At 74.0% G+C, this 23,406-nt stretch carries 22 protein-coding genes; 9 read left to right on the plus strand and 13 right to left on the minus strand.

Translation table 11 applies throughout. The features are described 5' to 3' along the window. Window positions 1-81: 81 nt before the first annotated feature. On the plus strand, window positions 82-2,127 hold the full coding sequence (locus tag BIV28_RS04935) for an acyltransferase family protein (RefSeq protein WP_242652776.1): 2,046 nt from the start codon (window positions 82-84) through the stop codon (window positions 2,125-2,127). Between the two features lie 24 nt (window positions 2,128-2,151). Here BIV28_RS04935 and BIV28_RS04940 read toward each other — a convergent pair whose 3' ends face one another. From BIV28_RS04940 to BIV28_RS04950, 3 genes are read right to left on the minus strand one after another with little or no spacing between them, the layout of a single operon-like run. Beyond that, the gene (locus BIV28_RS04940; RefSeq protein ID WP_242652777.1) at window positions 2,152-3,012 is read right to left on the minus strand and encodes an MOSC domain-containing protein; all 861 of its coding nucleotides are present in this window, start codon (window positions 3,010-3,012) and stop codon (window positions 2,152-2,154) included. After that, on the minus strand, window positions 3,009-4,967 hold the full coding sequence (locus BIV28_RS04945) for a M3 family metallopeptidase (protein ID WP_242652778.1): 1,959 nt from the start codon (window positions 4,965-4,967) through the stop codon (window positions 3,009-3,011). Before BIV28_RS04945 ends, BIV28_RS04940 begins: the two co-directional genes overlap by 4 nt. Window positions 4,968-5,026: 59 nt before the next feature. After that, entirely contained in the window at window positions 5,027-6,325 is a 1,299-nt protein-coding gene (locus BIV28_RS04950; protein WP_076259832.1) for a hydroxyacid-oxoacid transhydrogenase, read from the minus strand. Window positions 6,326-6,348: 23 nt separating this feature from the next. Here BIV28_RS04950 and BIV28_RS04955 point away from each other — a divergent pair, with 23 nt between their 5' ends. The 3 genes from BIV28_RS04955 to BIV28_RS04965 all read left to right on the plus strand — a co-directional run bounded on the left by BIV28_RS04955 (window position 6,349) and on the right by BIV28_RS04965 (window position 9,814). Beyond that, the gene (locus BIV28_RS04955; protein WP_076259834.1) at window positions 6,349-7,635 is read left to right on the plus strand and encodes an NAD(P)/FAD-dependent oxidoreductase; all 1,287 of its coding nucleotides are present in this window, start codon (window positions 6,349-6,351) and stop codon (window positions 7,633-7,635) included. A gap of 63 nt (window positions 7,636-7,698) precedes the next feature. After that, entirely contained in the window at window positions 7,699-9,456 is a 1,758-nt protein-coding gene (locus BIV28_RS04960) for a sodium:solute symporter family protein (protein WP_076259836.1), read from the plus strand. A gap of 22 nt (window positions 9,457-9,478) precedes the next feature. Next, the gene (locus BIV28_RS04965) at window positions 9,479-9,814 is read left to right on the plus strand and encodes a hypothetical protein (RefSeq protein WP_076259960.1); all 336 of its coding nucleotides are present in this window, start codon (window positions 9,479-9,481) and stop codon (window positions 9,812-9,814) included. 69 nt (window positions 9,815-9,883) lie between these two features. Here the strand turns inward: BIV28_RS04965 and mutM are convergent, their stop codons facing one another. The 8 genes from mutM to BIV28_RS05005 all read right to left on the minus strand — a co-directional run bounded on the left by mutM (window position 9,884) and on the right by BIV28_RS05005 (window position 17,635). Continuing rightward, window positions 9,884-10,744, minus strand: coding sequence for a bifunctional DNA-formamidopyrimidine glycosylase/DNA-(apurinic or apyrimidinic site) lyase (mutM, locus tag BIV28_RS04970; RefSeq protein WP_076259838.1), 861 nt, complete (start codon window positions 10,742-10,744; stop codon window positions 9,884-9,886). Between the two features lie 28 nt (window positions 10,745-10,772). Further along, on the minus strand, window positions 10,773-11,597 hold the full coding sequence (gene rnc, locus BIV28_RS04975) for a ribonuclease III (protein ID WP_242652779.1): 825 nt from the start codon (window positions 11,595-11,597) through the stop codon (window positions 10,773-10,775). A 19-nt stretch (window positions 11,598-11,616) separates the two neighbouring features. Further along, complete coding sequence (rpmF, locus tag BIV28_RS04980; protein WP_076259839.1) at window positions 11,617-11,811, minus strand: 50S ribosomal protein L32; 195 nt, start codon at window positions 11,809-11,811, stop codon at window positions 11,617-11,619. A 1-nt stretch (window position 11,812) separates the two neighbouring features. Beyond that, on the minus strand, window positions 11,813-12,388 hold the full coding sequence (locus tag BIV28_RS04985) for a YceD family protein (protein WP_076259841.1): 576 nt from the start codon (window positions 12,386-12,388) through the stop codon (window positions 11,813-11,815). Window positions 12,389-12,476: 88 nt separating this feature from the next. Then, window positions 12,477-12,977, minus strand: coding sequence for a pantetheine-phosphate adenylyltransferase (coaD, locus tag BIV28_RS04990; RefSeq protein WP_076259843.1), 501 nt, complete (start codon window positions 12,975-12,977; stop codon window positions 12,477-12,479). A gap of 89 nt (window positions 12,978-13,066) precedes the next feature. Beyond that, the gene (gene rsmD / locus BIV28_RS04995; protein WP_076259845.1) at window positions 13,067-13,645 is read right to left on the minus strand and encodes a 16S rRNA (guanine(966)-N(2))-methyltransferase RsmD; all 579 of its coding nucleotides are present in this window, start codon (window positions 13,643-13,645) and stop codon (window positions 13,067-13,069) included. 1 nt (window position 13,646) lies between these two features. Continuing rightward, a complete protein-coding gene (locus BIV28_RS05000) occupies window positions 13,647-15,890 on the minus strand; it encodes an ATP-dependent DNA helicase RecG (RefSeq protein ID WP_423221531.1) in 2,244 nt (747 codons plus the stop codon). Continuing rightward, window positions 15,887-17,635 (minus strand): DAK2 domain-containing protein, encoded by a 1,749-nt coding sequence (locus tag BIV28_RS05005; RefSeq protein WP_076259847.1) that lies wholly within the window; start codon window positions 17,633-17,635, stop codon window positions 15,887-15,889. Before BIV28_RS05005 ends, BIV28_RS05000 begins: the two co-directional genes overlap by 4 nt. 68 nt (window positions 17,636-17,703) lie before the next feature. On the opposite strand from BIV28_RS05005, the gene BIV28_RS05010 reads away from it, so the two are divergent. Both BIV28_RS05010 and rpmB read left to right on the plus strand, forming a co-directional pair. Further along, the gene (locus BIV28_RS05010; protein ID WP_083707052.1) at window positions 17,704-18,510 is read left to right on the plus strand and encodes a fructosamine kinase family protein; all 807 of its coding nucleotides are present in this window, start codon (window positions 17,704-17,706) and stop codon (window positions 18,508-18,510) included. A gap of 175 nt (window positions 18,511-18,685) precedes the next feature. Beyond that, complete coding sequence (rpmB, locus tag BIV28_RS05015) at window positions 18,686-18,874, plus strand: 50S ribosomal protein L28 (protein ID WP_076259851.1); 189 nt, start codon at window positions 18,686-18,688, stop codon at window positions 18,872-18,874. A gap of 220 nt (window positions 18,875-19,094) precedes the next feature. Here the strand turns inward: rpmB and thiL are convergent, their stop codons facing one another. Beyond that, complete coding sequence (gene thiL, locus BIV28_RS05020; RefSeq protein WP_341350191.1) at window positions 19,095-20,168, minus strand: thiamine-phosphate kinase; 1,074 nt, start codon at window positions 20,166-20,168, stop codon at window positions 19,095-19,097. Between the two features lie 196 nt (window positions 20,169-20,364). Between thiL and BIV28_RS05025 the strand changes: the two genes are divergently transcribed. Both BIV28_RS05025 and BIV28_RS05030 read left to right on the plus strand, forming a co-directional pair. After that, window positions 20,365-20,598 (plus strand): Lrp/AsnC family transcriptional regulator, encoded by a 234-nt coding sequence (locus tag BIV28_RS05025; RefSeq protein ID WP_076259853.1) that lies wholly within the window; start codon window positions 20,365-20,367, stop codon window positions 20,596-20,598. A gap of 58 nt (window positions 20,599-20,656) precedes the next feature. Then, window positions 20,657-21,091, plus strand: a complete 435-nt coding sequence (locus tag BIV28_RS05030; RefSeq protein ID WP_076259855.1) for a DUF3515 family protein — start codon at window positions 20,657-20,659, stop codon at window positions 21,089-21,091. Window positions 21,092-21,095: 4 nt separating this feature from the next. Here BIV28_RS05030 and BIV28_RS05035 read toward each other — a convergent pair whose 3' ends face one another. Beyond that, a complete protein-coding gene (locus BIV28_RS05035) occupies window positions 21,096-22,235 on the minus strand; it encodes a D-alanine--D-alanine ligase family protein (RefSeq protein WP_076259857.1) in 1,140 nt (379 codons plus the stop codon). 49 nt (window positions 22,236-22,284) lie between these two features. On the opposite strand from BIV28_RS05035, the gene BIV28_RS05040 reads away from it, so the two are divergent. After that, complete coding sequence (locus BIV28_RS05040) at window positions 22,285-23,370, plus strand: trans-sulfuration enzyme family protein (protein WP_076259859.1); 1,086 nt, start codon at window positions 22,285-22,287, stop codon at window positions 23,368-23,370. Window positions 23,371-23,406 lie beyond the last annotated feature (36 nt).

The raw sequence follows: 23,406 nt of genomic DNA on the forward strand, positions 1-23,406 counted from the left end.
CAACGCAGCCACCAGGCGTCCCTATGCTCACTCCAGGCACGAGCGATGACTCCACTCACCGCGGCCCCACGAGGAGGCGACGTGGCGACGTCGACGATGGACAGGGCGAGGGACCGGTCGGTCGACCGGCCTGGGGTCGACGACGCCTCCGCACGGGCGCCGCACCAGGCGTCCCGCCCCAGCCGTGGCTCCTCGCGCTCGGGCCGCATCGAGGGCCTCGACGGCCTGCGCGCCCTCGCCATCGTCGGTGTCCTCGTCTACCACCTCGACGCGGCCTGGCTGCCGGGCGGCTTCCTCGGCGTCGACGTGTTCTTCGTCGTCTCCGGCTTCCTCATCACGACGCTCCTCGTGCGCGAGCACGGCCGCACGGGGCGCATCGCCTTCGGGCAGTTCTGGCTCCGACGGGCCCGGCGCCTGCTGCCGGCCCTCGTGCTCTGCGTCGTCACGAGCGTGCTCATCGCCCGGCTCGTCAGCCAGGACCTCCTCGTGCACGTCGGCCGCCAGATCGCCGGCGCCCTGACCTTCTCGACGAACTGGGTCGAGATCACCGCCGGGTCGAGCTACTTCGACCAGACCGCGCCGCAGCTGTTCATGAACTTCTGGTCGCTCGCCGTCGAGGAGCAGTTCTACCTGCTGTGGCCGGCGCTGACCCTCGGCCTGCTCGCGCTCGGTTCGGCACGCGTCCGCGTCGGCACGGCCGTGGCCGTCGGCGGCACCTCGGCCCTGCTCATGGCCGCGCCCTTCTCCCCCGACGCCGACCCGACGCGCGTCTACTACGGCACCGACACGCACCTCGTGGGCCTCATGGCCGGCGCAGCCCTCGCCTTCGCGTGGTCGAGCCCCTCGCTCGCGCTCCGCGTCGCCCCCTCGCGCTGGGGACGGTACGGCGGCTGGGCCGTGCCGGCGGCCGGTGCCGTGCTCGTGGCCGCCATGCTCCTGCTCGACGAGCAGTCGCCGTGGACGTTCCGCGGGGGCATCGTCCTCGCCTCGCTCGCCACGACGGTCCTCGTCATGGGCGTCCTCGACCGTCGCTCCACCGGGCCCGACGCCTTCCAGCGCGTCGTGCGCCACCCGCTCGCCACGTGGGTCGGGGCCCGGTCCTACTCGATCTACCTCTGGCACTGGCCGGTCATCCTCCTCGTCGGCCTCGACAACCCGTCGGCGCCCGGCACGACCTGGCACGGCCTGACGCGCCTCTGGTGCGTCCTGGTGACCCTCGCCCTCGCCGACCTCACCTTCCGTTTCGTCGAGACCCCGTTCCGCACCCTCGGCTTCCGCGGCGTGGCCCGACGCGTCGGTGGCCTCCTGACCGGCCTGACCACCCGCGGGCGGCGCATCGTCGCGGGCGTCGCGGCCGTGCTCGTCGTCGGCACGACGGTCGTCGTCGTCACGGCACCCGACATGACCGAGACCGCGCGGATGCTCGCCGCCAACGAGGCCGCGGCCGACGCGTCCGCCCCGACTCCGAAGGCGTCGGGCCCGGCCACGGCGACCACCCCGAGCCCGGGCGCCTCCGCCACCGCGGCATCGACCCGTCCCGCGGCGTCGGCCACGGCGCGGCCTTCGGGGTCCGGCTCCTCGACCGCGAGGACCGCGGCGTTCACGATGCCGAGCGGTCCCGAGATCGACGCGTACGGCGACTCGATCATGGTCGGCAGCCTGCAGGCCCTGCGCTACTACTTCCCCGGCATCCGCATCGACGCCAAGTCCAACCGGCGCTGGTCCGACGGCCTCGCCGAGGTCAAGGCCCGCGGCGCGGGCAACCGCCGGGCGGTCGTCCTCGCCTTCGGCACCAACGCCGGTGTCGACGCCGACCGCGTCGAGGACGTCCTGACGGTGCTCGGGCCCGGCCGGATGGTCGTCCTCGTCAACGTCATGGGCCCGTTCTCGCGCATCGACGGCGACAACGCGGCGCTCGCGCTCGTCGCGAGCCGGCACCCGAACGTCGTCGTCGCCGACTGGGCCGACGCCGTGCGCGCCCACCCCGACCAGGTGCAGTCCGACCGGGTGCACCCGACCCTCACCGGCGCCCACCTGTTCTCCAAGACCGTGCGCCAGGCCCTCGCCGACCTCTCCGAGCGCAGCACCGGCAGGAAGGTCGTGCTCAAGGAGCTGCCGATCCCCTGAGGACCGGCCGCGGCGGACCGCGCCTCAGGACGCGACGACGGCGTCGCCGACACGCAGCACCGCGCCCGCGGCCACGGGCAGCACCGGCGTCAGCCGGATGCCGAACCACGTGGCGCCCTCCCACCGGCGGTGCCGCGCGAGGGTCCGGATCGGCTCCTTGGCCGTCGTGAGCGCGGCGCGGTCGATGGTCGTCATGACGCAGCGGTCGCACACCATCGTCGCCCGGAACGGCACGCCGCCGATCGTCACGTGGCGCCACGCGTCCTCGGCGAACGGCTCGTCGCCGTCGACGACGACGTTGGGCCGGAACCGGTCGTGCCCCAAGGGTTCCCGGGGCTCCTCGCCCCGTTCGAGGGCCGTCTCGACAAGCCAGTCGTTGAGCCGTGCGAGCGACGCGTCGGTCGTGACGTGCAGGGGCGCGGCGTCGGACAGCGAGTTGCGGTCGACGGCCTCCCCGCCGAGGTCGGGCCGGATCGGGCGCACCGTGGCGTCGTCCTGCCACACGAGGCGCAGCGGGCGCCCGACGCGCTCGGTGAGCCACGCGTCGGCAGCGTCGCCGGCAGGCCGCGCCAGCGACTGGCCGGAGAAGCCGACCGGCACCGGCTCGGCGTGCACCGGCCGCAGCACGTCGAGGGCGGCGCCGGACGCGTCGAGGAGGCGGACGTCCCCGTTCGGCAGGGGCTCGGCACGCAGGCCGAGCAGCGCGTGCTCCTCGCGGGCCGTGACCTTGGCCCCGTCGGGGTCGACGACGGCCCAGCGACGGTCGCCACCGATGCCCCGCTCGTCGAGGTCCGCCTCGGCCGGCGCGACCCCCGCGAGCGACTTGACCGGGTGGACGTGCAGCGAGACGACGCGCAGGCCCCGCTGCGCCGTCGGCGCCGTCACTCGGCGAGCCAGGCGGCGTACGCGTCAAACGTGTACGGCCGGCCGAGGAAGTCCTCGACGAGGTCGGCGGCGTCGCGCCGGCCGCCCTGGGCCAGCACCTTGTCGCGGTAGGCGCCGGCCACCTCCGGGTCGAAGAGGTCGTCCTTGTCGAAGGCCGAGAACATGTCCTTGGCGATGACGAGGGACCACATGTACGTGTAGTACGCCGAGCTGTAGCCGTCGAGGTGGCCGAAGGCGCAGTGCATGTGGGTGCCCTCGAGGTAGGGGAACACCGAGTACCGGCCCATGAGCTCGCGCAGCCTCGCGGTGAGGTCGTCGGTCTCGCGGGTGTGGAAGTCGTAGGACAGCGCGGCGTAGAACATCTGGGTGCGCGCCTGGTAGCCCTTGCCGAAGTCGTCGGCGCGGCGCATCGCGTCGACGAGGTCGGCGGGGATCGTGTCGCCCTCGGCGTTGCGGGCGAAGGTGGCCAGCACCGAGGCGTCCCAGGCCCACTCCTCGAGCATCTGGCTCGGCGCCTCGACGAAGTCCCACTCGGTGGCGACGCCGGAGAAGCGCACCCACCGCTGCCGGCCGGCGACGACGTGGTGCACGAGGTGGCCGAACTCGTGGAAGAGCGTGACGACCTCGTCGTGCTCCATGAGCCCGCGGTTGAAGTTGCAGACGAGCACGCCCTCGGCCAGCTGGGTGTCGGTGACACCGCGGACGAGGTCGAACTGCGCCGCGTGCTTGTACTTGCCCTCGCGCGGGTGCAGGTCGAGGTGGATGCGCCCGATGCGCTGGCCGCCGGAGGACACGTCGTAGGTGGCCACGTCGGCGTGCCACGTGCCGGCCTCGCCCGCGGTCACCGGCGTCCACTCGAGGCCGAAGAGGCGGCCCGTCACGTCGAGCAGGCCCTGTCGCACCTGCTCGAAGGGGAAGTACGTGCGCACCAGCTGGGCGTCGACCGCCAGCTGCTCCTTGCGGACGAGCTCGGCGTAGTAGAAGACGTCGGCACCGTCGATGTCGGTGGCGTCGGGGACGTCCTGGCGCATCCGCTCGAGCAGCACGCCCTTGTCGCGCTCCGCGCTGTCGGTGGACAGCTCGGTGATGCGGTCGACGAACTCGCCGATGGCCGAGCCCTTCCCGATCATCTTGATCTCGGCGTCGTAGTCGGCCCACGTGTCGTAGCCGAGCAGCGACGCGTGCTCACGGCGCACGGCGAAGAGGTCCTGCAGCACGCGGTCGTTGGCCGGCCAGCCGATCGTGAGGAACTCCGAGGTGATGGCGCGCCGCGCCTCGGCGTCGCGGGCGAAGGTGCGGAACGGGACGACGTCGGGGTAGTCGGTCGTGACGGTGACGAGGCCGTCGGCACCGACCGGGTGGGCGTCGACCCAGTCCTGAGGCATGCCCTCGAGCCGGTCGGGCGTCACGGTGATGCTGCGGACGTCCTCGCGGATGTTCTTGCTGAACTCCTGGCTCAGCAGGATCGCCTTCTCGCTCAGGGCCCGCAGCCGCTCACGCGTCGCCTCGTCGCGGTCGACGCCGGAACGGCGGAAGTCGCGCAGGGTGCGCTCGAGGACGCGCGCGGCGTCGCGGTCGAGGCCCGAGCCGTCGATGCCGGCGAGGACGGCGTAGAGATCGGTGTCGAGGCCGAGGTCGGTGTCGAGCTTCTGCACCTCCTGCGCCACGCCCTCGGCACGCTCGCGGACCGACGCGTCGGGGTGCACCTCCGCGAACAGCGAACCGACCGAGGCCGCGTTGGACAGGGCCACCTGGGCCTCGTTCCAGACGCGCAGCACCTCGAGCGCCTCGGTGGGCGGGTCGGCCTTGAGGCCGTCGACGAGCTCGCGCACGAGCGCCAGCTGCTGCTCGCCGCGGGTGGCCACCCACTCGAGCCAGTCGCCGTCGCCAGGCATCGGCAGGGGCGTGGGGGTGCTGGGCTGCTGCGCCTCGGGCGCCGGGGTCGCTGTCGTCACGTACGGCACCCTATGCCGGTCCCCCGACGCCGCGTCGACTCCTTGGTGGAGGCGTCCCCTCAGAGGGCGTCGTAGGTGTGGAGCGAGCGGCCGATGATCCCGGCGAGGTCGTCCTCGGACACCGGCCGCGGGCTCGTGGCGAGCAGCCGCTGCTGCTTCATCGCCCCCTCGACGAGGGCGTCGACGTCGGCCTCGCCGTAGCCGACGCCGGCGAGCCCGTCGGGCAGCCCGATGTCGTGCATGAGCCGCCGCAGCACGCCCGGGAGCACGTCCGCGGGGTCGCCGGAGGCGGTGTCGACGCCGGGTTCGAGCAGCCGGGCCGCCTCCAGGTGCCGGGCCGGGTCGGCCTCGAACGTCCAGCGGAACGACTCGGGGGCGGTCAGCGCCACGGCGGTGCCGTGCGGGACCAGGGGCTCGCCCGACGGGTAGCCGGCCGGGTGGTGGTCGCGGACGCGTCCGGCGACGGGGTAGGCGTTGGCGTGCGGCACGTGCACGCCGGCGTTGCCGAAGCCCAGGCCGGCGAACGTGGCGGCCAGTGCCATCTCACCGCGCGCCGCCTCGTCGTCGCCGTCGTGCACGGCGGCCCGGAAGGAGGTGGCCAGCAGCGACATCGCGCGCTGGGCCCAGAGGTCGGAGATCGGGTTGGCGCCGCAGTAGGGCACCCGCTCCCCCGGAGTCTTTCGCTCGAAGGAGGTGTAGGGCCGGGCGGTCCAGCTCTCGAGGGCGTGGCAGAGGATGTCCATGCCGGCGCTCGCGGTGACGCCGGCGGGCTGGGTCGTCGTGAGCCGCGGGTCGACGACGGCGAGCACCGGCCGGAGCCGCACGTGGCTGATGCCGGTCTTGACGCGCAGCGAGAGCACGTCGAGGACGCAGATGGTCGTGCTCTCGGCGCCGGTCCCGGTCGTCGTCGGGACGGCCACGAGAGGGGCGAGCGGGCGCGACGGCGCCCGACCGGCCCCGATCGGCGCGTTGACGTAGTCCATGAGGTCGCCGCCGTCCGTCAGCAGCAGGTCGACCGCCTTGGCGGTGTCGATGGCCGAGCCACCGCCCACCGCGACGTAGGCGTCGAAGGGGCCGTCGGCGCGGGCGCGCTCGGCGGCGGCCACGAGCGCGGCGTCGGTGGGCTCGACACGGGCGGAGTCGTGGACGACGGCCTCGAGGCCCGCCGCACGGATCCCCTCGGCGACGCGCTCGGGCGCGCTGGTGGCGAGGACGCCGGGATCGGTGACGACGAGCACCCTGCGGGCCCCGAGCGAGGCGACGTCGTGCCCGACCTCGTCGGCGGCGCCGGGTCCGAACTTGAGCGCAGGGGCGCCGTAGGTGAAGACCGTCTCCGGGGTGCTCGGCGTCCACGTCATGGCGCCACCCTAGGGTGGGAGGCATGGCCGCCGACCGCACCATCCTCGTCGTCGGCGCCGGGCAGGCGGGCATCTCGCTCGTCACGGCGCTGCGCGAGCTCGGCGACGACTCGCCCGTCGTCCTCGTCGGCGAGGAGCCCGAACCGCCCTACGAGCGGCCGCCGCTGTCGAAGACCTACCTCCGCGGCGAGCACGACCGCGACACGCTCGTCTTCCGCCCGCCCTGGTGGTTCGCCGAGCAGGGCGTCGAACTGCTGACCGGACGCCGGGTCGTCGACCTCTCGCGCCACCGGCCGGGCGAGCCCGGGGGCACGGCCACGACCGACGACGGCCGTGAGATCGCGTGGCACCGCCTCGCCCTCACCACCGGGGCCACCAACCGCACCCTGCCCGTCGAGGGCGCCGACCTCGATCGCGTCCTGTCGCTGCGCACGCTCGCCGACGCCGACGTGCTGGCCCCGGCGGTCCGGGCCGCCCGCTCGGTGGTCGTCGTGGGCGGCGGCTTCATCGGCCTCGAGGTGGCCGCGAGCGCGCGGGCGCTGGGCGCCGAGGTCACCGTCGTCGAGGTCGCCGACCGGCTGCTGTCCCGCGCCGCCACCCCCGAGCTGTCCGCCTTCTACCTCGAGGCCCACCGTCGTCGCGGCACGCGGATCCACCTCGGCGCCCGCGCCACCCGGATCCACGGGACGTCGGGCCGCGCCGAGGCGGTCGTCCTCGACGACGGCACCGAGCTCGAGGCCGACCTCGTCGTCGTCGGCACCGGTGTCGAGCCCCGCACCGACCTCGCCCGGGGCCTCGGCCTCGAGGTCGAGCCCCGCGGCATCGTCGTCGACCGGTACGCCCGCGCGTCCGACGGGCTCACCGTCGCCGCCGGCGACTGCACCGTGGGCCCGAACCCCTTCTCCCGCGGGATCGCCGCCCCCACGCGCCTCGAGAGCGTGCCGCACGCCACCGACCAGGCCCGGGCCGCGGCGGCGACGCTCGCCGGCCACCCGGTCCCGTACGACGCCGTGCCGTGGTTCTGGAGCGACCAGGCCGACCTGCGCCTGCAGATCGCGGGCCTGCCGCAGGGCGCCGACACCACCGTGGTGCGCGGCGACGTTGCGACAGAGTCGTTCTCGCTGCTCAGCTACCGCGACGGCCTGCTCGTGGCGATCGAGGCGGTCAACGCGAGCGGCGACTACCTCGCCGTGAAGCGGGCGCTCGAAAAGGGTATGACGATTCCGGTCGAGGCGGCGGCCGACGCCACTGCTCCCCTCAAGCGTGCCTTGCGCCCCGTTCCCGGCCCTGCCAACCACGAGGCGTCCTGACACGCGCTGCGAGCCCACCTGCACTAGCGTCGTGAACCGTCGCCCAACGAAGGGACCGAACGCATGCACTCACTCGCGGGCCTGCCGAGCGCCGACACGCTCATCAGCGCCAATCCCGTCGACTACGTCATCATCGCGCTGTACTTCGTCTTCGTCCTCGGCATCGGCCTCATGGCGCGACGGGCGGTGTCCGACTCCATCGACTTCTTCCTGTCCGGACGCTCGCTGCCGGCCTGGGTCACGGGCCTGGCCTTCATCTCGGCCAACCTCGGCGCGGTCGAGATCATGGGCATGTCGGCCAACGGCGCGGAGCTGGGGATCTCGACCGTCCACTACTTCTGGGTGGGCGCCATCCCCGCGATGGTGTTCCTCGGCGTCGTCATGATGCCCTTCTACTACGGCTCCAAGGTGCGCTCGGTCCCGGAGTTCATGTTCCGGCGCTTCGGCACCGGCGCGCACCTCGTCAACGCGCTGAGCTTCGCGGTGGCCCAGCTGCTCATCGCCGGGGTCAACCTCTACCTGCTGGGCTCGATCGTCCACGCCCTGCTCGGCTGGCCCCTCTGGGTCGCGCTGCTGGTGGCCGCCGCGATCGTCCTGTCCTACATCACCCTCGGTGGGCTGTCGGCGGCGATCTACAACGAGGTGCTCCAGTTCTTCGTCATCCTGGCGGCCCTGCTGCCCCTGACCCTCATCGGCCTGCACCGCGTCGGTGGCTGGCAGGGCCTGCAGGACAAGATCACTCAGTTCGCGGCCGCCGCTCCGGCCAAGGCCGGCGTGCCTCCGGCCGACCAGCAGCTGCACTCCTGGCCCGGAGAGGCACTCTCCGGCTTCAGCTCGCCGTTCTGGTCCGTCGTCGGCATCGTCTTCGGCCTCGGCTTCGTGCTGTCCTTCGGCTACTGGACGACGAACTTCGTCGAGGTGCAGCGCGCCATGGCCTCCGACTCGCTCTCCTCCGCGCGCAAGGCGCCGATCATCGGTGCCTTCCCGAAGATGTTCGTGCCGTTCATCGTCATCATCCCCGGCATGATCGCGGCGGTCCTCGTGCCCGAGATCGGCCAGCTGAAGAACGGCGGGGCACCGCCCGGAGGCGCGTCGGGCGAGGGCGTGAAGTACAACGACTCGCTGCTGCTGCTCATGCGCGACGTGCTGCCCAACGGCCTGCTCGGCATCGCCATCGCCGGCCTGCTCGCGGCGTTCATGGCCGGCATGGCCGCCAACATCTCGGCGTTCAACACCGTCTTCAGCTACGACCTGTGGCAGCGCTACATCCGCAAGGACCACGCCGACGACTACTACCTGCGCATCGGCCGGCTCGCCACCGTCGGCGCGACGATCATCGCCATCGGCACCGCCGTCGTGGCCAGCTCCTTCAGCAACGTCATGGACTACCTCCAGACCCTCTTCGGCTTCTTCAACGCGCCGCTGTTCGCGACGTTCATCCTCGGCATGTTCTGGAAGCGCATGACGGCGACGGCCGGCTGGGCGGGCCTCGTCAGCGGCACGCTCTCGGCGGTGGCCATCGCGTTCCTGTCCGAGGACGCCTTCGGGTCGGTGAGCCTCGGGGTGCTCCCCCTGTCGGGCCAGGGCGCCGCGTTCGTCGCCGCCTCAGCGGCCTTCGTCGTCGACATCCTCGTCAGCGTCGTCGTCAGCCTCGGCACCGAGCCCAAGCCGGCCGACGAGCTGCGCGGCCTCGTCTACTCCGAGACCCCGCGCGAGGACCTCATCGACCCGGAGGAGCACCGCTACCCGTGGTACCGGCGCACGATCCCGCTCGCGATCGCCGCGCTCGTCCTCGTCACCATCCTCAACGTGGCCTTCTGAGAGGAGTCCTCCAGTGACCGACATGACCGACAACACCGGCCGTCCCGACGGCAGCGGGCAGGCCGACGGCCGCACCCGGCGTCACACGGCGGGCGCCTTCGACATCCGCAACTTCATCGGCGGCCTCATCGGCATCTACGGGATCATCCTCGTGCTCATGGGCCTGTTCGGCGAGCAGTCCCTCGACAAGACCGGAGGCGTCAACGCCAACCTGTGGGCGGGCCTCATCATGCTCGTCGGCGCGGCGGCGTTCATGGTGTGGGCGCGGCTGCGGCCGATCGTCGTGCCCGACCACGTCGACGCCTACGACGACGACCCGACGCGTCCGGCACCGAAGCGTCGCACGGGCGGGCACTGACCCGACGCGCAACGGCCCGGTCCCCCACGGGGACCGGGCCGTTCGCGTGCGCGGACGCCGGCGCGTCGGTCAGGTCGACGCGCGGCGGCGCGGGCGCGGCTGGCACACGGGGCAGGAGAAGGACGAGCGGTTCATGAACTGCTCGCGGCGCATGAGGGCGCCGCACCGGTCGCACGGCGTGCCCTCGCGGCCGTAGGCGTGCAGGGACCGGTCGAAGTAGCCGCTCGCGCCGTTGACGTTGACGTAGAGCGCGTCGAAGCTCGTGCCGCCCTGGCCGAGGGCCTCGGCCATGACCTCGCGGGCGTGGTCGAGGATGCGGGAGAGCGTCGGCTTGGTCAGGGCCGAGCACAGCCGCTCCCCGTGCACCTTCGCGCGCCACAACGCCTCGTCGGCGTAGATGTTGCCGACGCCCGAGACGAGGGTCTGGTCCAGCAGCGCCCGCTTGACGGCGCTGTCGCGCTGCTTCATCCGGCGCACGACGGCGGCCTGGTCGTAGGCGGCCTCGAACGGGTCGGGCGCGATGTGGGCGACGACCTCCGGGACGCCGTCGGGCCCGAGCGGCGAGAGCTGCAGCCCGCCGAAGGTGCGCTGGTCGACGAACCGCAGCTGCGGGTCGCCGTCGGCGAAGTCGAACTGCGCGTGGCAGTGCTTCTCCAGGGGCGCGTCGGCCGGCTCGACGAGCATCTGCCCGCTCATCCCGAGGTGGACGATGAGCGCGTCCTCGCCGTCGAGGGCGAGCCAGAGGTACTTGCCGCGGCGCGACGCGGCCGTGACGGTGACGTCGTGCAGCCGGGCCGCGAGGTCCTCGGGGCCGGCGTCGTGCCGCCGCGCCACCCGGACCCCGGTGATCCGGGCGCGGGTGACGTGGCGGCCGACGACGTGGCCCTCGAGGCCGCGGCGGACGACCTCGACCTCGGGCAGCTCGGGCATGGCAGGTGCGGTGGGTGGTCCCGACGCGTCAGCCGAGGGCTCGCGTCGCGCGCGTGGCCTCAGACGCGTCGGACGAGCCGGACGCGCCGGCGACCTCGGAGGCGGCGGCGGAGCGGCGGCCGTCGAGCGTGTGCCAGGCCTGCTTGGCGGCCTTCTGCTCGGCCTCCTTCTTGGACCGGCCGTGCCCCTCGCCGAGGACCTCGTCGCCGACGAAGACCTGGGCGTGGAACTCCTTCTCGTGGTCCGGACCCTGCTCGCCGACGCGGTACTCGGGCGTGCCGAGCGTGGCCCCGGCGGCCATCTCCTGCAGGCTGGTCTTCCAGTCGAGGCCGGCCCCGAGGGTGGCGGCCTCCTCGATGAGGGCGTCGAAGTGGTGGTGCACGAAGGTGCCCGCCCGCTCGATGCCGACGCTGAGGAAGACGGTGCCGATGACGGCCTCGAGGGTGTCGGCGAGGATCGAGGCCTTGTCGCGGCCTCCCGTCGCCTCCTCGCCCTTGCCGAGCATGACGTAGCCGCCGAGGTCGAAGGTGCGCGCGACGTCGGCGAGGGCTCGCATGTTGACCACGGCCGCGCGCAGCTTGGCCAGCTGCCCCTCGGCGAGGTCGGGGTGCTCGCGGTAGAGGCTCTCGGTGACGACGAGCCCGAGCACGGAGTCGCCGAGGAACTCGAGGCGCTCGTTGTTGGGCAGGCCGCCGTTCTCGTACGCGTACGAGCGGTGGGTCAGGGCACGCAGGAGCAGCGGCTCGTCCACTCCCTGGCCGACCACCTCGTCGAGGTGGTCGAGCAGGGCGTCGACGGGCCGCTGCGGCTCCTGCGTCACCGCCGGAACACCCCCGGCGTCGATGTCGCTCACGGGGCCGCTCACGGGCGGGTCAGGCCTGGTGCTCGGTGCGCTCGGCGGCGGCGTAGTGACGACCCTTGTAGGTGCCGCACGACGGGCAGGCGATGTGCGGCTGGGCCGCGGCGCCGCACGACGGGCACGTGGTCAGGGTGGTCGGCGTAGCCTTCCAGTTCGCACGACGCGAACGGGTGTTGGAGCGCGACATCTTCCGCTTCGGGACAGCCACGTCAGTTCCTCTTCTCTTGCGGGTCGTCTCCCAGCAGTCCGCCGAGAGCCGACCACCTCGGGTCGATCACTTCATGGTGGTGGTCCGGGTCGTCCGCGAACCGCGCTCCGCACTCGGAGCACAGTCCCGGGCAGTCCTCCCGGCACACCGGCTGGAACGGCAGCGTCGGAACGACCGCGTCCCGGAGCACGGGCTCGAGGTCGATGAGGTCATCGACCAGCTCGTGCACCTCGTCCTCGTCCGAGTCGGCTCCCACCTCGTGGTGGTGCGCCGCCCGGTCGGCGTAGGCGAACAGCTCCTGGAAGGTCCCGTCGACCTCGAGGTCGACGGGGTCCAGGCACCGCACGCAGGCGCCGGTCGCCGTGCCGCTGACCGAACCCGTGACGAGGACGCCCTCGACGACCGACTCGAGCCGCACCTCGATCTCGACCGGTGAACCGGCCTTGATCGCGATGACGTCGGTGCCGAGGTCGTCGGGGAACGTCACCGTGCGCGAGAGCTCATGCATCGTCCCCGGTCGCCGGTTCAGGTCCCTGGTGTCGATCACCAGCGAAGAACGGGGATGGGGGCGGCTCATGTCTCCTGCGCACGGTCGTAGGTTCGGTCCGCGCCAGACGGACGTGGACCGACCTCCAAGGCTACCGGAGCGGTCCCCGGCACCCAAATCAGGCGGTCTCGCCGCCCAGCCGGTCGCGCAGCGCCGCGAGGACGGCGTCGGGGACGAGCCCGCTGACGTCGCCGCCGTAGCGCACGACCTCCTTGATGAGCGAGCTGCTCACGTGCTGGAGGGTCGGGTCGGAGGCGAGGAAGAGCGTCTCGACGCCGGTGAGGTGGTGGTTCATGTGCGCCATGGGCAGCTCGTAGGCGAAGTCGGTGCCGCCGCGCAGCCCCTTGACCATGGCCTCGGCGCCGACCTCGCGGCACACGTCGACGACGAGCGTGCCGGCCCAGTCGCCGATGCGGACGTTGGGCAAGTGCCCGACCGACGCCTCGAGCAGGGTCGTGCGCTCGGCCACGGAGAAGGTGCCCTCCTTGGCCGGGTTGTGCAGGATCGCGACGACGACCTCGTCGAAGAGGCGGCTCGCGCGCGTGACGACGTCGACGTGCCCGTTCGTCACGGGGTCGTAGGAACCGGGGCACACGCAGCGACGCGTCTCGGTGCTCACGCGCCCAACCTACCGGCCGGCAGTGGCTCAGGCAGGGCGCGGGCCGGGCGACACGGTCTCGCGCCCGGGGGTGGCGTTCGAGGTGGCGCTCAGGCGGCCCCGCCCGTGGGCGGCTCGGCGAACCACATCGTGGTCTCGCCGTAGCGCTTCTCCCCCGACAGTTCGAGCCCCTCCGGCCACGTGGGCTGCGGCGTGCGGCTCGAGCGCTCGACGACGACGAAGGCGTCCTCGGCGAGCCACTCGTGCTCGACGAGCGAGCGCAGCACGGCCGCGAGCGTCGGCTCGTCGACGTCGTAGGGCGGGTCGAGCAGCACGAGGTCCATGCGGACGTCCGCGGGCGGCCCTGCGGCAAGCGCCCTCTCGACGGACGTCGGCAGCAGCCGCACCCCGGGCACGCCGACGACGCCGATGTTGGCCCGGATGACCTTGCCGGCCGCGGCGTTCGACTCGACGAGCAGCACGATGCTCGCGCCGCGGCTCGCGGCCTCGAGGCCGAGGGCGCCCGAGCCGGCGTAGAGGTCGAGGACGTGCCGCCCCTCGAGCAGCCCGCGGTGCTCGAGGCGGCTGAAGAGGGCCTCGCGGACCCGGTCGGACGTCGGGCGGGTGCCCGACCCGGGCGGGGTGCGCAGGCGCCGGCCGCCGGCCGTCCCGCTGATGACGCGCGTCATGTCAGCCTCTCTCCAGCCAGGCGGCCTGCTCGTCGTCGAGGCGCATGGCGACCGCGGCCGCGAGGGCCGGGTGCTCGCGCAGCTGCGGGTCGGCGTCGACGATCGCGAAGGCGTCCTCGCGGGCGTCGGCGATGATCTGCTCGTCCTCGGCCCGGCCGAGGCGCAGGTGCCGGATCGAGCTGCCGCGGCCGCTCTGCCGCGCGCCGAGGACGTCGCCCTCGCGGCGCAGCTGGAGGTCGACGCGGGCCAGCTCGAAGCCGTCGGTGGTGGCGGCCACCTGGTCGAGGCGCTCGATCGCCCGCTCGCCCGGGTCGTTCGTCATGAGCAGGCACAGCCCGGGGACAGAGCCGCGGCCGACGCGGCCCCGCAGCTGGTGCAGCTGGGAGATGCCGAAGCGGTCGGCGTCGACGACGACCATGACCGAGGCGTTCGGCACGTCGACGCCGACCTCGATGACCGTGGTGGCCACGAGCACGTCGATCTCGCCGGCGGCGAAGGCGCGCATCGTCGTGTCCTTGGTGTCGGCGTCGAGCCGGCCGTGGAGCAGGCCGAGCCGCAGGCCGGCGAGCGCCGGCGTCGAGCCGAGCTCCTCGAGCATCTCGTGGACGCCCGTGAGCTCGCGGCGGGGCGCGTCGGCGTCCTCGCCATCCCACTGGCCGTCCCAGTCGCCGGCGTCCTCGGAGTCGGCCCCGGAGCCGGTGTCGGTACGGGCGTCGTCTCCCCCGATGCGCGGGCACACGACGTAGGCCTGGTGGCCCTTGGCGACCTCCTCGGCGACCCGCTGCCACGTGCGCTCGACCCAGCCCGCGCGCTGGGCGTCGACGACGTGCGTCGCGATCGGCGAGCGGCCGCGGGGCAGCTCGCGCAGCGTCGAGGTCTCCATGTCGCCGAAGACGGTCATGGCGACGGTGCGCGGGATCGGCGTGGCCGTCATGACGAGCACGTGCGGCGGCCGCACGCCCTTCTCGCGGAGGGCGTCGCGCTGCTCGACGCCGAAGCGGTGCTGCTCGTCGACGACGACGAGCGCGAGGTCGGCGAACTGGACGTGCTTCTGGATGAGGGCGTGCGTGCCGACGACGATGCCGGCCTCCCCCGACGCGGCGTCGAGGAGCGCCTTGCGGCGCGTGGCGGCGTTCTGGCTGCCGGTGAGCAGCGTGACGGTCGTGCCGTGCTCGGCACCGCCGAGCATCCCGCCCTGGGCGAGGTCGCCGAGCATGGCGGTGATCGAGCGGTGGTGCTGCGCCGCGAGCACCTCGGTGGGGGCGAGCAGCGCGGCCTGGCCGCCCGCGTCGATGGCGGCGAGCATGGCGCGCAGCGCGACGATCGTCTTGCCCGAGCCGACCTCGCCCTGGAGCAGCCGGTTCATCGGCCGCTCGGAGGCCAGCTCGGAGGCCAGCACCTCACCGACGTCGCGCTGCCCCTGGGTCAGCTCGAACGGCAGTCGTTCGTCGAAGGCCGCGAGCAGGCCGCCCGGGCGGGGCGGGCGCGGCGTGGCGAGCTCGGCCTCGGCCGCCTTGCGCCGCTGCGCGAGGATCGTCTGCAGGACGAACGCCTCGTCGTACTTGAGCCGGTCGAGGCCACGGGCGGGCCGGTCCTCGACGCTCGGGCGGTGGACGAGCTCGAGGGCGACCTTGCGCGGCGGCAGGCCGCGCCGCTCGCGCACGTCGTCGGGCACCGGCTCGCGGACCCGGTCGACGGAGTCGAGGGCCAGGTGCACGAGCTTGCGCAGCCGCAGCGAGTTGAGCTTGCCGGTCGTCGAGTACACCGGGACGCGGTGCGTGCGGTACCACTCGACGGCGGCCTCGCCCTGCTCCTCGTCGTCGAACAGCTCGTACTCGGGGTGGGTCAGCTGGAGGCGGCGGCCGTAGGCCCCGATCGTGCCGACGAAGAACCCGCGGACGCCGGGCTTGAGCTTGCCCTCGTGGCCGTAGGCGCTGAAGAAGGTGACGTCGAGCTGGTTGCCGCGGTCGTCGCCGATCACGACGGTGAGCATCTTGCCGCGGCGGTTGCGCATGCTCCGCGTGGTCGCCGCGACGACCTCGGCGACGACGAGGACGTCCTCGCCGACGTGCAGCGAGGAGAGGTCGGTGAGCTGTCCGGGCCGCACGTACCGGCGCGGGGCGAACTCGAAGAGGTCGGCGACGCTGAGCAGGCCCTTGGTGCGGGCCAGCTGCTCGGCCTCCGGCTTCTTGAGCAGCTTGGTCAGGGGCGAGTCCTCGGTGAGCGTCAGGGCGGGCACGGTCACTCCACCCCGAGCAGGACGCTGTAGACCGACTGGCCACCGTCGATGAGGGTGACCTCGATGCCGTGGTGGGCGCCGCGCGCCTCGCTCGTGACCGCCTCGAGCAGCCCGCCCGGGGCGTCCTCGCCGGCGACGACGGTGACGAGCTCGCCGCCGCTGCCGAGCAGGCGCCGCGCGACCTCCCGGGCGACGTCGAGCTCGTCGGAGCCGACGATGACGACGTCGCCGTCGACGACGCCGAGCACGTCGCCGGGGCTGCATGGGCCGCCGCTCGTCAGCGCCGCGCGGTTGGCGACGGTGACGGCCCCGTGCCGCGTGGCCGAGGCCGCCGCCTGCATCGCGAGGACGTTGTCGGACGCCGCGGCGTCGGGCTCGAAGACGGCGAGCGCGGCGATGCCCTGGACGGCGGTGCGGACGTGGACGACGTGGGCCTCGATGCCGTCGTCGGCGACGGCACGGGCGGCCGCCGCGGCCGCGAGCAGGGTGTCGCCGTCGTTGGGCAGCAGGACGACGCCGCCGGCTCCGCGCGCGTGCTGGGCCCGGATGGCGTCGATGAGGCCACCGGTCGAGGCGCGGCGCCCGGGGCCGGAGCGCACGACGACGGCACCGGCGTCCTCGAAGAGCGACTCGAGGCCGGCGCCGGCCGCGCACGCGACGATCCCCGACGCCGAGCCGGTGCGGGCCTCGCCCGCCGCACCCGCACTGGCCTGGCCCGGGTGGCGGGCCGGCGCGGGCTCGTGGCCGGGGTGCGCGTCGACGAGGCGCGTGATGCGCAGCCGGTGCGGGCGCCCGGCCTCGATGCCGGCCTCGACGGCGGCACCGGCGTCGTGGACGTGGGCGTGGACATTCCACTCGCCGTCGCCGCCGACGACGAGGACGGAGTCGCCGAGGCCGAGGAGGCGCTCGCGCAGGGCGTCGACCGCGTCGTCGTCGGAGTCGGCGAGCAGGTACATGACCTCGTAGTCGGGCAGCTCGTCGGCGCCACGGGCGTCGTCGGGCCCGGGACCGAGCAGCGGGTGGGACCGTCCGGGCCGCAGCCGCGAGCGCCGGTCGGACGCGTCGGGCGAGGGCCGCCCGCGCTGGCCGGCGCAGACGCGCTCGAGGGCCTCGAGCAGCACGACGAGCCCCGCGCCACCGGCGTCGACGACCCCGGCGCGCGCCAGCACCTCGAGCTGGTCGGGCGTGGCTGCGAGCGCGACGCGAGCCGCGTCGAGCGCACCGGTCGCCACGACGTGGACCGGCACCGGGGACGCGGCCTGCTCCGTTGCCTGCTCTGCCGCCTGCTCGGCGGCGTCGGCCATGGCCCGGGCGACCGTGAGGATCGTGCCCTCCTTGGGGTCGGTCACGGCCTGCTGGGCCCGCTCGGCCGCCCGGCGCAGCCCGGCGGCGAGGACGGCGCCGTCGATCTGCTCGGCGGCCTCGCAGCCCTCGGCGAGCCCGCGCGCGAGCTGGCTGAGGATGACCCCGGAGTTGCCCCGGGCGGTCCACAGCAGGTGCCGGGCGAACGTCGTCAGGAGGGCGCCGGCGGACGCGGGCTCCTCGGCCGCGAGCGTGCGCTCGACCGCGCCGTCGAAGGTGAGGTAGAGGTTCGTGCCGGTGTCGCCGTCGGGCACGGGGAACACGTTGAGCGCGTCGATCTCGGCGCGCCGTGCGGCGTAGAGCGAGCGGGTCAGCACGGCCCACCGGCGCACCGCGACGAGGTCGAGGAGCGTCAGGGCCCCGTCGGGCTGCGGCTCGGCGCCGGGCACACGGTCCTCCTGCTCGTCTCGTGCTCGTGCGGGTGCTCGGCAGGCTAGCGGTTCGACCCGACGGTCGCATGCACCCGGCCCGGCCCTGCGGCTACGTTGGCCCTGTGTCGAGCGCCTCCACCGCCGTCCACCGCAAGTCGTGGCCCGGAGCCCCCGACGGCTTCTACGAGGTCGAGGCCGCCGGCCTGCGCTGGCTCGCCGACGCCCCGGGCGGCGTCCGCGTGGTCGAGGTGCGCGACGTCGGGCCCGACCACATCGACCTCGCCCGCCTCCACCCGGCCGCGCCGTCCGCGGCAGCGGCCGAGTCGCTCGGCCGCAACCTGGCGGCCACCCACGGCGCCGGCGCACCGGCCTTCGGCGCGCCCCCTCCCGGCTGGACGGGCGAGGCGTGGATCGGGCGGCAGGTGCAGTCCAACGAGCCGACCGCGTCGTGGGGCCTCTTCTACGCCGAGCAGCGGGTGCGCCCGTTCGTGCGCAACGCGGTCCGCGTCGGCCACCTCGACCCGGCCGGGGCGCAGGTCGTGGAGCGGCTGTGCGACCGCATCGCCGGCGGCGAGTTCGACGACGACCGGCCACCGGCCCGGATCCACGGCGACCTGTGGTCGGGCAACGTCGTCTTCACGGTGGAGGGACCCGTCGTCATCGACCCGGCCGCGCACGGCGGCCACGGCCTCACCGACGTCGCGATGCTCGCGCTCTTCGGCTGCCCCGGCCTCGACCGCGTCACGGCGGCCTACGCAGAGGCGGCCGGCCTCGAGCGCGGCTGGCGCGAGCGCCTCGACCTGCACCAGCTGCACCCGCTCGCCACCCACGCGTCCTCGCACGGGCCCGCCTACGCGGCGCAGCTCGTCGACACCGCGCGGGCGTTCTCGTGATCCCCTCGCCCGCGCGTCGGGGGCGCCACCGACGCCGTTTTGTCGTCCACGCGGCTCGTCGGCTACTCTTGACCGGTTCCCCCGTCCATCGACCGGGGTGACGCACGCTCACGTGCGTCCACCGGGGACGGGCTGGAGACGCACTTTCTCATCATCGAGCTTTCAGGAGATACCCGTGGCTGCCAACTGCGACGTCTGCGGCAAGGGGCCGGGCTTCGGTCACAACATCTCGCACTCGCACCGCCGCACGAAGCGCCGCTGGAACCCGAACATCCAGCGCGTTCGTACGCTGGTCAACGGTGTGACGCCGAAGCGACTCAACGTGTGCACGTCCTGCCTCAAGGCGGGCAAGGTCGCGCGCTGAGCGAACGACACCCCCAACGCTGAAGGCCGGCCCCCTCGGGAGCCGGCCTTTCGTGTACCCGGGCCCCGACGCGTCCCGGCCTGACCCCGCAACACACCGAGTCGTTGCCAACCGCGGTTGGAATACCCGAACGGGTTGGCAACTACTCGGTGTGTTGCTTCGGGTGGGGGCGAGGGGCCGTTCCGGTGACCACCCGGGCGCGGCTGCGCCGTGGGGTCGATCAGGCGGGGTCGCCGTGGAAGTGGTCCCAGCCGGTGTGCGTCACGACGCGTCCGCCGACGACGATGCCGGGACGCTCCCCCGCCGCGGGCGCCCGCACCGTCCCGAGGCGCGTCCAGCCCTCGGGCAGCTCCGCCGCGAACGTCGCGAGGAGCGAGTGCTCCTCCCCGCCCGCGAGCACGCAGTCGAGGGCGGCCTCGCGGCCCAGGGCCTGCTCGAGCGCCGCGACGAACGGCTCGAGGGCGGCCGGGTCGAGGTCGACGACGACGCCGCTGGCGCGCGCGATGCGGCCTCCGTCGCGCAGCAGCCCGTCGGACAGGTCGAGCATCGCGGTCGCGCCGGCGCGGGCCGCGATCGGTCCGTCGGCGAGCGGAGGCTGCGGTCGACGCTGCCGGTCCACGGCCTGCGGCAGCCGCTCCCCCGTCCCGGCCGTGAGCAGGCGCAGCCCCGCGTCGGCCAGGCCGAGCGAGCCCCGGACCGCGAGCACGTCGCCGGGTCGCGCCCCGGAGCGCAGCACGGGGCCGCCCTCGAGCGCGCCGAGGGCGGTCACCGACGCCATGACGACGCCGGCCGGCGCCGAGGACAGGTCGCCACCGAGCACGTCGACGCCGGCCGCGCGGCACGCGTCGGCGACCCCCTGCGCGTGGTCGAGGACCCACTCCAGGGCGACGGCGGGGTCGGCGACGAGCGTCACGAGGACGCCGGTCGGACGCCCGCCCATGGCCGCGACGTCGGCGAGGTTCTGCAGGACGACCTTGTGCCCGACGTCGGCGCCGGAGGACCACGCGTCGAGCCAGTCGCGGCCGAGCACGACCGTGTCGGTGGTGGCGATGGTGCGGGCTCCCGTGCGCAGGACCGCGGCGTCGTCGCCGGGCGCGACGTCGAGGTCGGTGCCGGCCGGGAAGAGCGGCAGGATCCGCGCGAGCAGCGCGTCCTCGTCGAGCGAGCGCAGCGGCGTGCCACCGGTGAGCATCGGGCCGCGGGCCGACCGGTCCGGAGCGGGCGCGACGGCGTGGTCGTCGACGGGCCCCCGGGGCGCCGCCTCGGCCGGCGTGCTCGCGTGCGGATCGGTCACCGTAGCCCCTCCTCGTCTCCGGCACGCCTCCGGCGTCCCTGTGGCGTCTGCATGCCGGGCAGGGGGCCGGCTTCCCCGGGACGTGAGGTCCCATGGCAAGGTAGCGTCAGGGCAGCGGCACCGTCACACCGAGGTGTCCTCCACGCCGCGCGCCGCGGCACCCCGCACAGATGCTCCCAACACAGTGAGGTGACACGTGGTCCAGGCCTACATCCTGATCCAGACCGAGGTCGGCAAGGCGGCCAGCGTCGCGGAGCAGATCGCCGGCATCTCGGGGGTGACGCTCGCCGAGGACGTCACAGGTCCCTACGACGTCATCGCGCGCGTCGAGGCCCCGAACGTCGACGACCTCGGCCGGCTCGTCATCGCCAAGCTGCAGGACGTCCCGGGCATCACCCGGACGCTCACCTGCACCGTCGTCCACGTCTGAGGACCGGCCGACCCTGAGCAGCAGGCTTCCGACGGCGGCGCCCCAGGGCGCCGCCGTCGTGCTGTCCCGGGCCTGCCTGGCCGGGCTCGCGGCGCTGGCGCTCGGCGCATGCAGCCGGGCCACCGAGGTGGCCCTCGCCCCGCAGGCGTCGGCCCCGGTGTGCCGCGCCGCCGAGTGGCCGGCGAACCTCAGCGGCCACGCCCGCGTCGACACGAGCCCCGCCGACCCGTCGGTGGCAGCCTGGGGCGACCCGGCGCTCATCGCCCGCTGCGGGCTCGAGCCCCTCGCGCCGACGACCGACGAGTGCGTCACGGTCGACGGCGTCGACTGGGTGGTGCGCCGCCTCAGCGACGGCACGATGGCCACGACGTACGGCCGCGACCCCGCGGTGGAGGTGCTCGCCCCGGCCGCCTACGGCCCGGTGCCACTGCTGCTGCCCGCCTTCGGCGAGCTCGCCCGCTCGCTGCCCGCCACCGGGCGGCACTGCAGCTGAGGCGTCAGCGCAGGCCGGTGCGGCGCTCGAGCGCGAGCGAGATGAGCTCGTCGATGAGGTCCGGGTAGGCCAGGCCCGAGGCCGCCCACATCCGCGGGTACATCGAGTGCGGCGTGAACCCGGGCATCGTGTTGATCTCGTTGATGACGACGTCGCCCGAGGGCGTGTAGAAGAAGTCGACGCGGGCCAGACCCTCGCAGCCGGCCGCCTCGAAGGCGAGCAGCGACATCTCGCGGATCCGGGCGGCCACCTCGACCGGCACGTCGGCCGGGCAGTCGAGGCGCACGTCGCCCTCGGCGAGGTACTTGGCCTCGAAGTCGTAGAACGCGTGACCCGACACGACGACGGCCTCGCCGAGCTCGCTCGTGCGCGGCGCGTCGGTGCCGTGCCCGTCGAGAACGCCGCACTCGATCTCGCGGCCGACGACGGCGGCCTCGATGACGACCTTCGGGTCGTGCTCGCGGGCGGCCTCGACGGCGGCACGCAGGCCCGACGCGTCGTCGACCTTGGAGATGCCCATGCTCGAGCCGGCGCGGGCGGGCTTGACGAAGACCGGCCAGCCGAGCGGCTCGACGCGCGCGAGCGCGGCCTCGGGGTCGCGGTTCCACTCGCGGTCGGTGACGACGACGTACGGGCCGACCTTGAGCCCGGCGGCCTCGAAGACGACCTTCATCATCGCCTTGTCCATCATGACCGCCGAGGCCGTGACGCCCGAGCCGACGTAGCGCACGTCGGCGAGGTCGAGCAGGCCCTGGAGGGTGCCGTCCTCGCCGAACGGGCCGTGCAGGAGCGGGAAGACGACGTCGACGTCGCCGAGCGCGCGCGGCGGCCGGCCGGGCTCGAGGACGGTCAGCGAGCGGTCCCCCGTGCTGAGCGGCACGACGACCGACGCGCCGGCGCCGTCGACCTCGGGAGTCTGGCCCGGCAGGAGCCGCAGCGGCTCGGGGTCGTCGGCGACGAGCACCCAGTGCCCGTCGCGGGCGATGCCGACCGGCACGACGTCGTACTTGTCGCGGTCGATGGAGCGCAGGACGCTCGCGGCCGTCGAGCACGACACGGCGTGCTCGGAGGAACGGCCTCCGAAGACGATGGCGACGCGCGGGCGGCGGCTGTCCTGGGCGGGCTGGGGCTGGTCCGTGGTCATCAGACGAGACTCTATCGAAGGCCCCGGGCGCCCCTCGTACGCTGACGCCGTGGTCAGGGAAGAGGATGCGCGCCAGCTGCACGTCGAGACGTTCCTCGTGGCGTCCGGTCGACCGGGCCGCTCGCCCGGCGCGTCGGTGAACGTGCCCGTCGAGCTCACCTCCACCTATGCCGCGGAGGGCGAGGTCAACTACGCCCGCGTCGGCAACCCGACGTGGAACGCGTTCGAGGAGGCGCTCGGCGGCCTGGAGGGCGGCCGGGCCCTCGTCCACGCGTCGGGCATGGGGGCCATCTCGGCCGCCCTGTCGCTGCTGCCTCCCGGCGGCACGGTGGTCGCGCCCGACACGACCTACAACGGCACCGGAGACCTGCTGGCGGCCCACGAGGAGGCCGGCGGCACGGTCGTGCGCGTCCACGCCACCGACACCGCGGGCTTCCTCGACTCCTTGGGCTCGGCCGACCTGCTGTGGCTCGAGTCGCCGACCAACCCGCTCATGGACGTCACGGAGCTCGACGTCGTCCTCGCGCGCTCGCGCGAGCTCGGTGTCACGAGCGTCGTCGACAACACCCTGCAGACGCCGCTGCTGTGCCGCCCGCTCGGGCTCGGTGCCGATGTCGTCGTCCACTCGGTGACGAAGTACCTGTCCGGTCACAGTGACGTCGTGCTGGGCGCGACGGTCACGGCCGACACCGACCGCGGCCGCGGCCTGGGCGAGCGGCTGCGCCGTCACCGGACCCTGCACGGCGCCATCGCCGGCCCGATGGAGGTCTACCTCGCGCTCCGCGGGCTGCGGACCCTCTCGGTGCGGTTCGAGCGCGCGTGCGCGAGCGCGGCCGAGCTGGCCGTACGCCTCGCGGACCACCCGTGCGTCGAACGCGTGCGCTACGCCGGGGCCGGCGCCATCCTGGCGATCGACGTCGCCGGCGACGCCGCCGCCGCCGAGCGCGTCTGTGCCTCGACGCGGGTGTGGCTGCACTCGACGAGCCTCGGTGGTGTCGAGTCGCAGGTCGAGCGCCGCCGCCGCCATCCCTCGGAGTCACGTGAGGTGCCGGTCAACCTGCTGCGCCTGTCGGTCGGCATCGAGCACGTCGAGGACCTCTGGGCCGACCTCGACCGGGCGCTGCACACCGTCTGACCGACCGGACGCGTCAGGCGTCTGGCCGCGCGCTCC

Origin of the sequence: Intrasporangium flavum (genome assembly GCF_001956915.1) — a bacterium.
Taxonomy (GTDB): domain Bacteria; phylum Actinomycetota; class Actinomycetes; order Actinomycetales; family Dermatophilaceae; genus Monashia; species Monashia flava.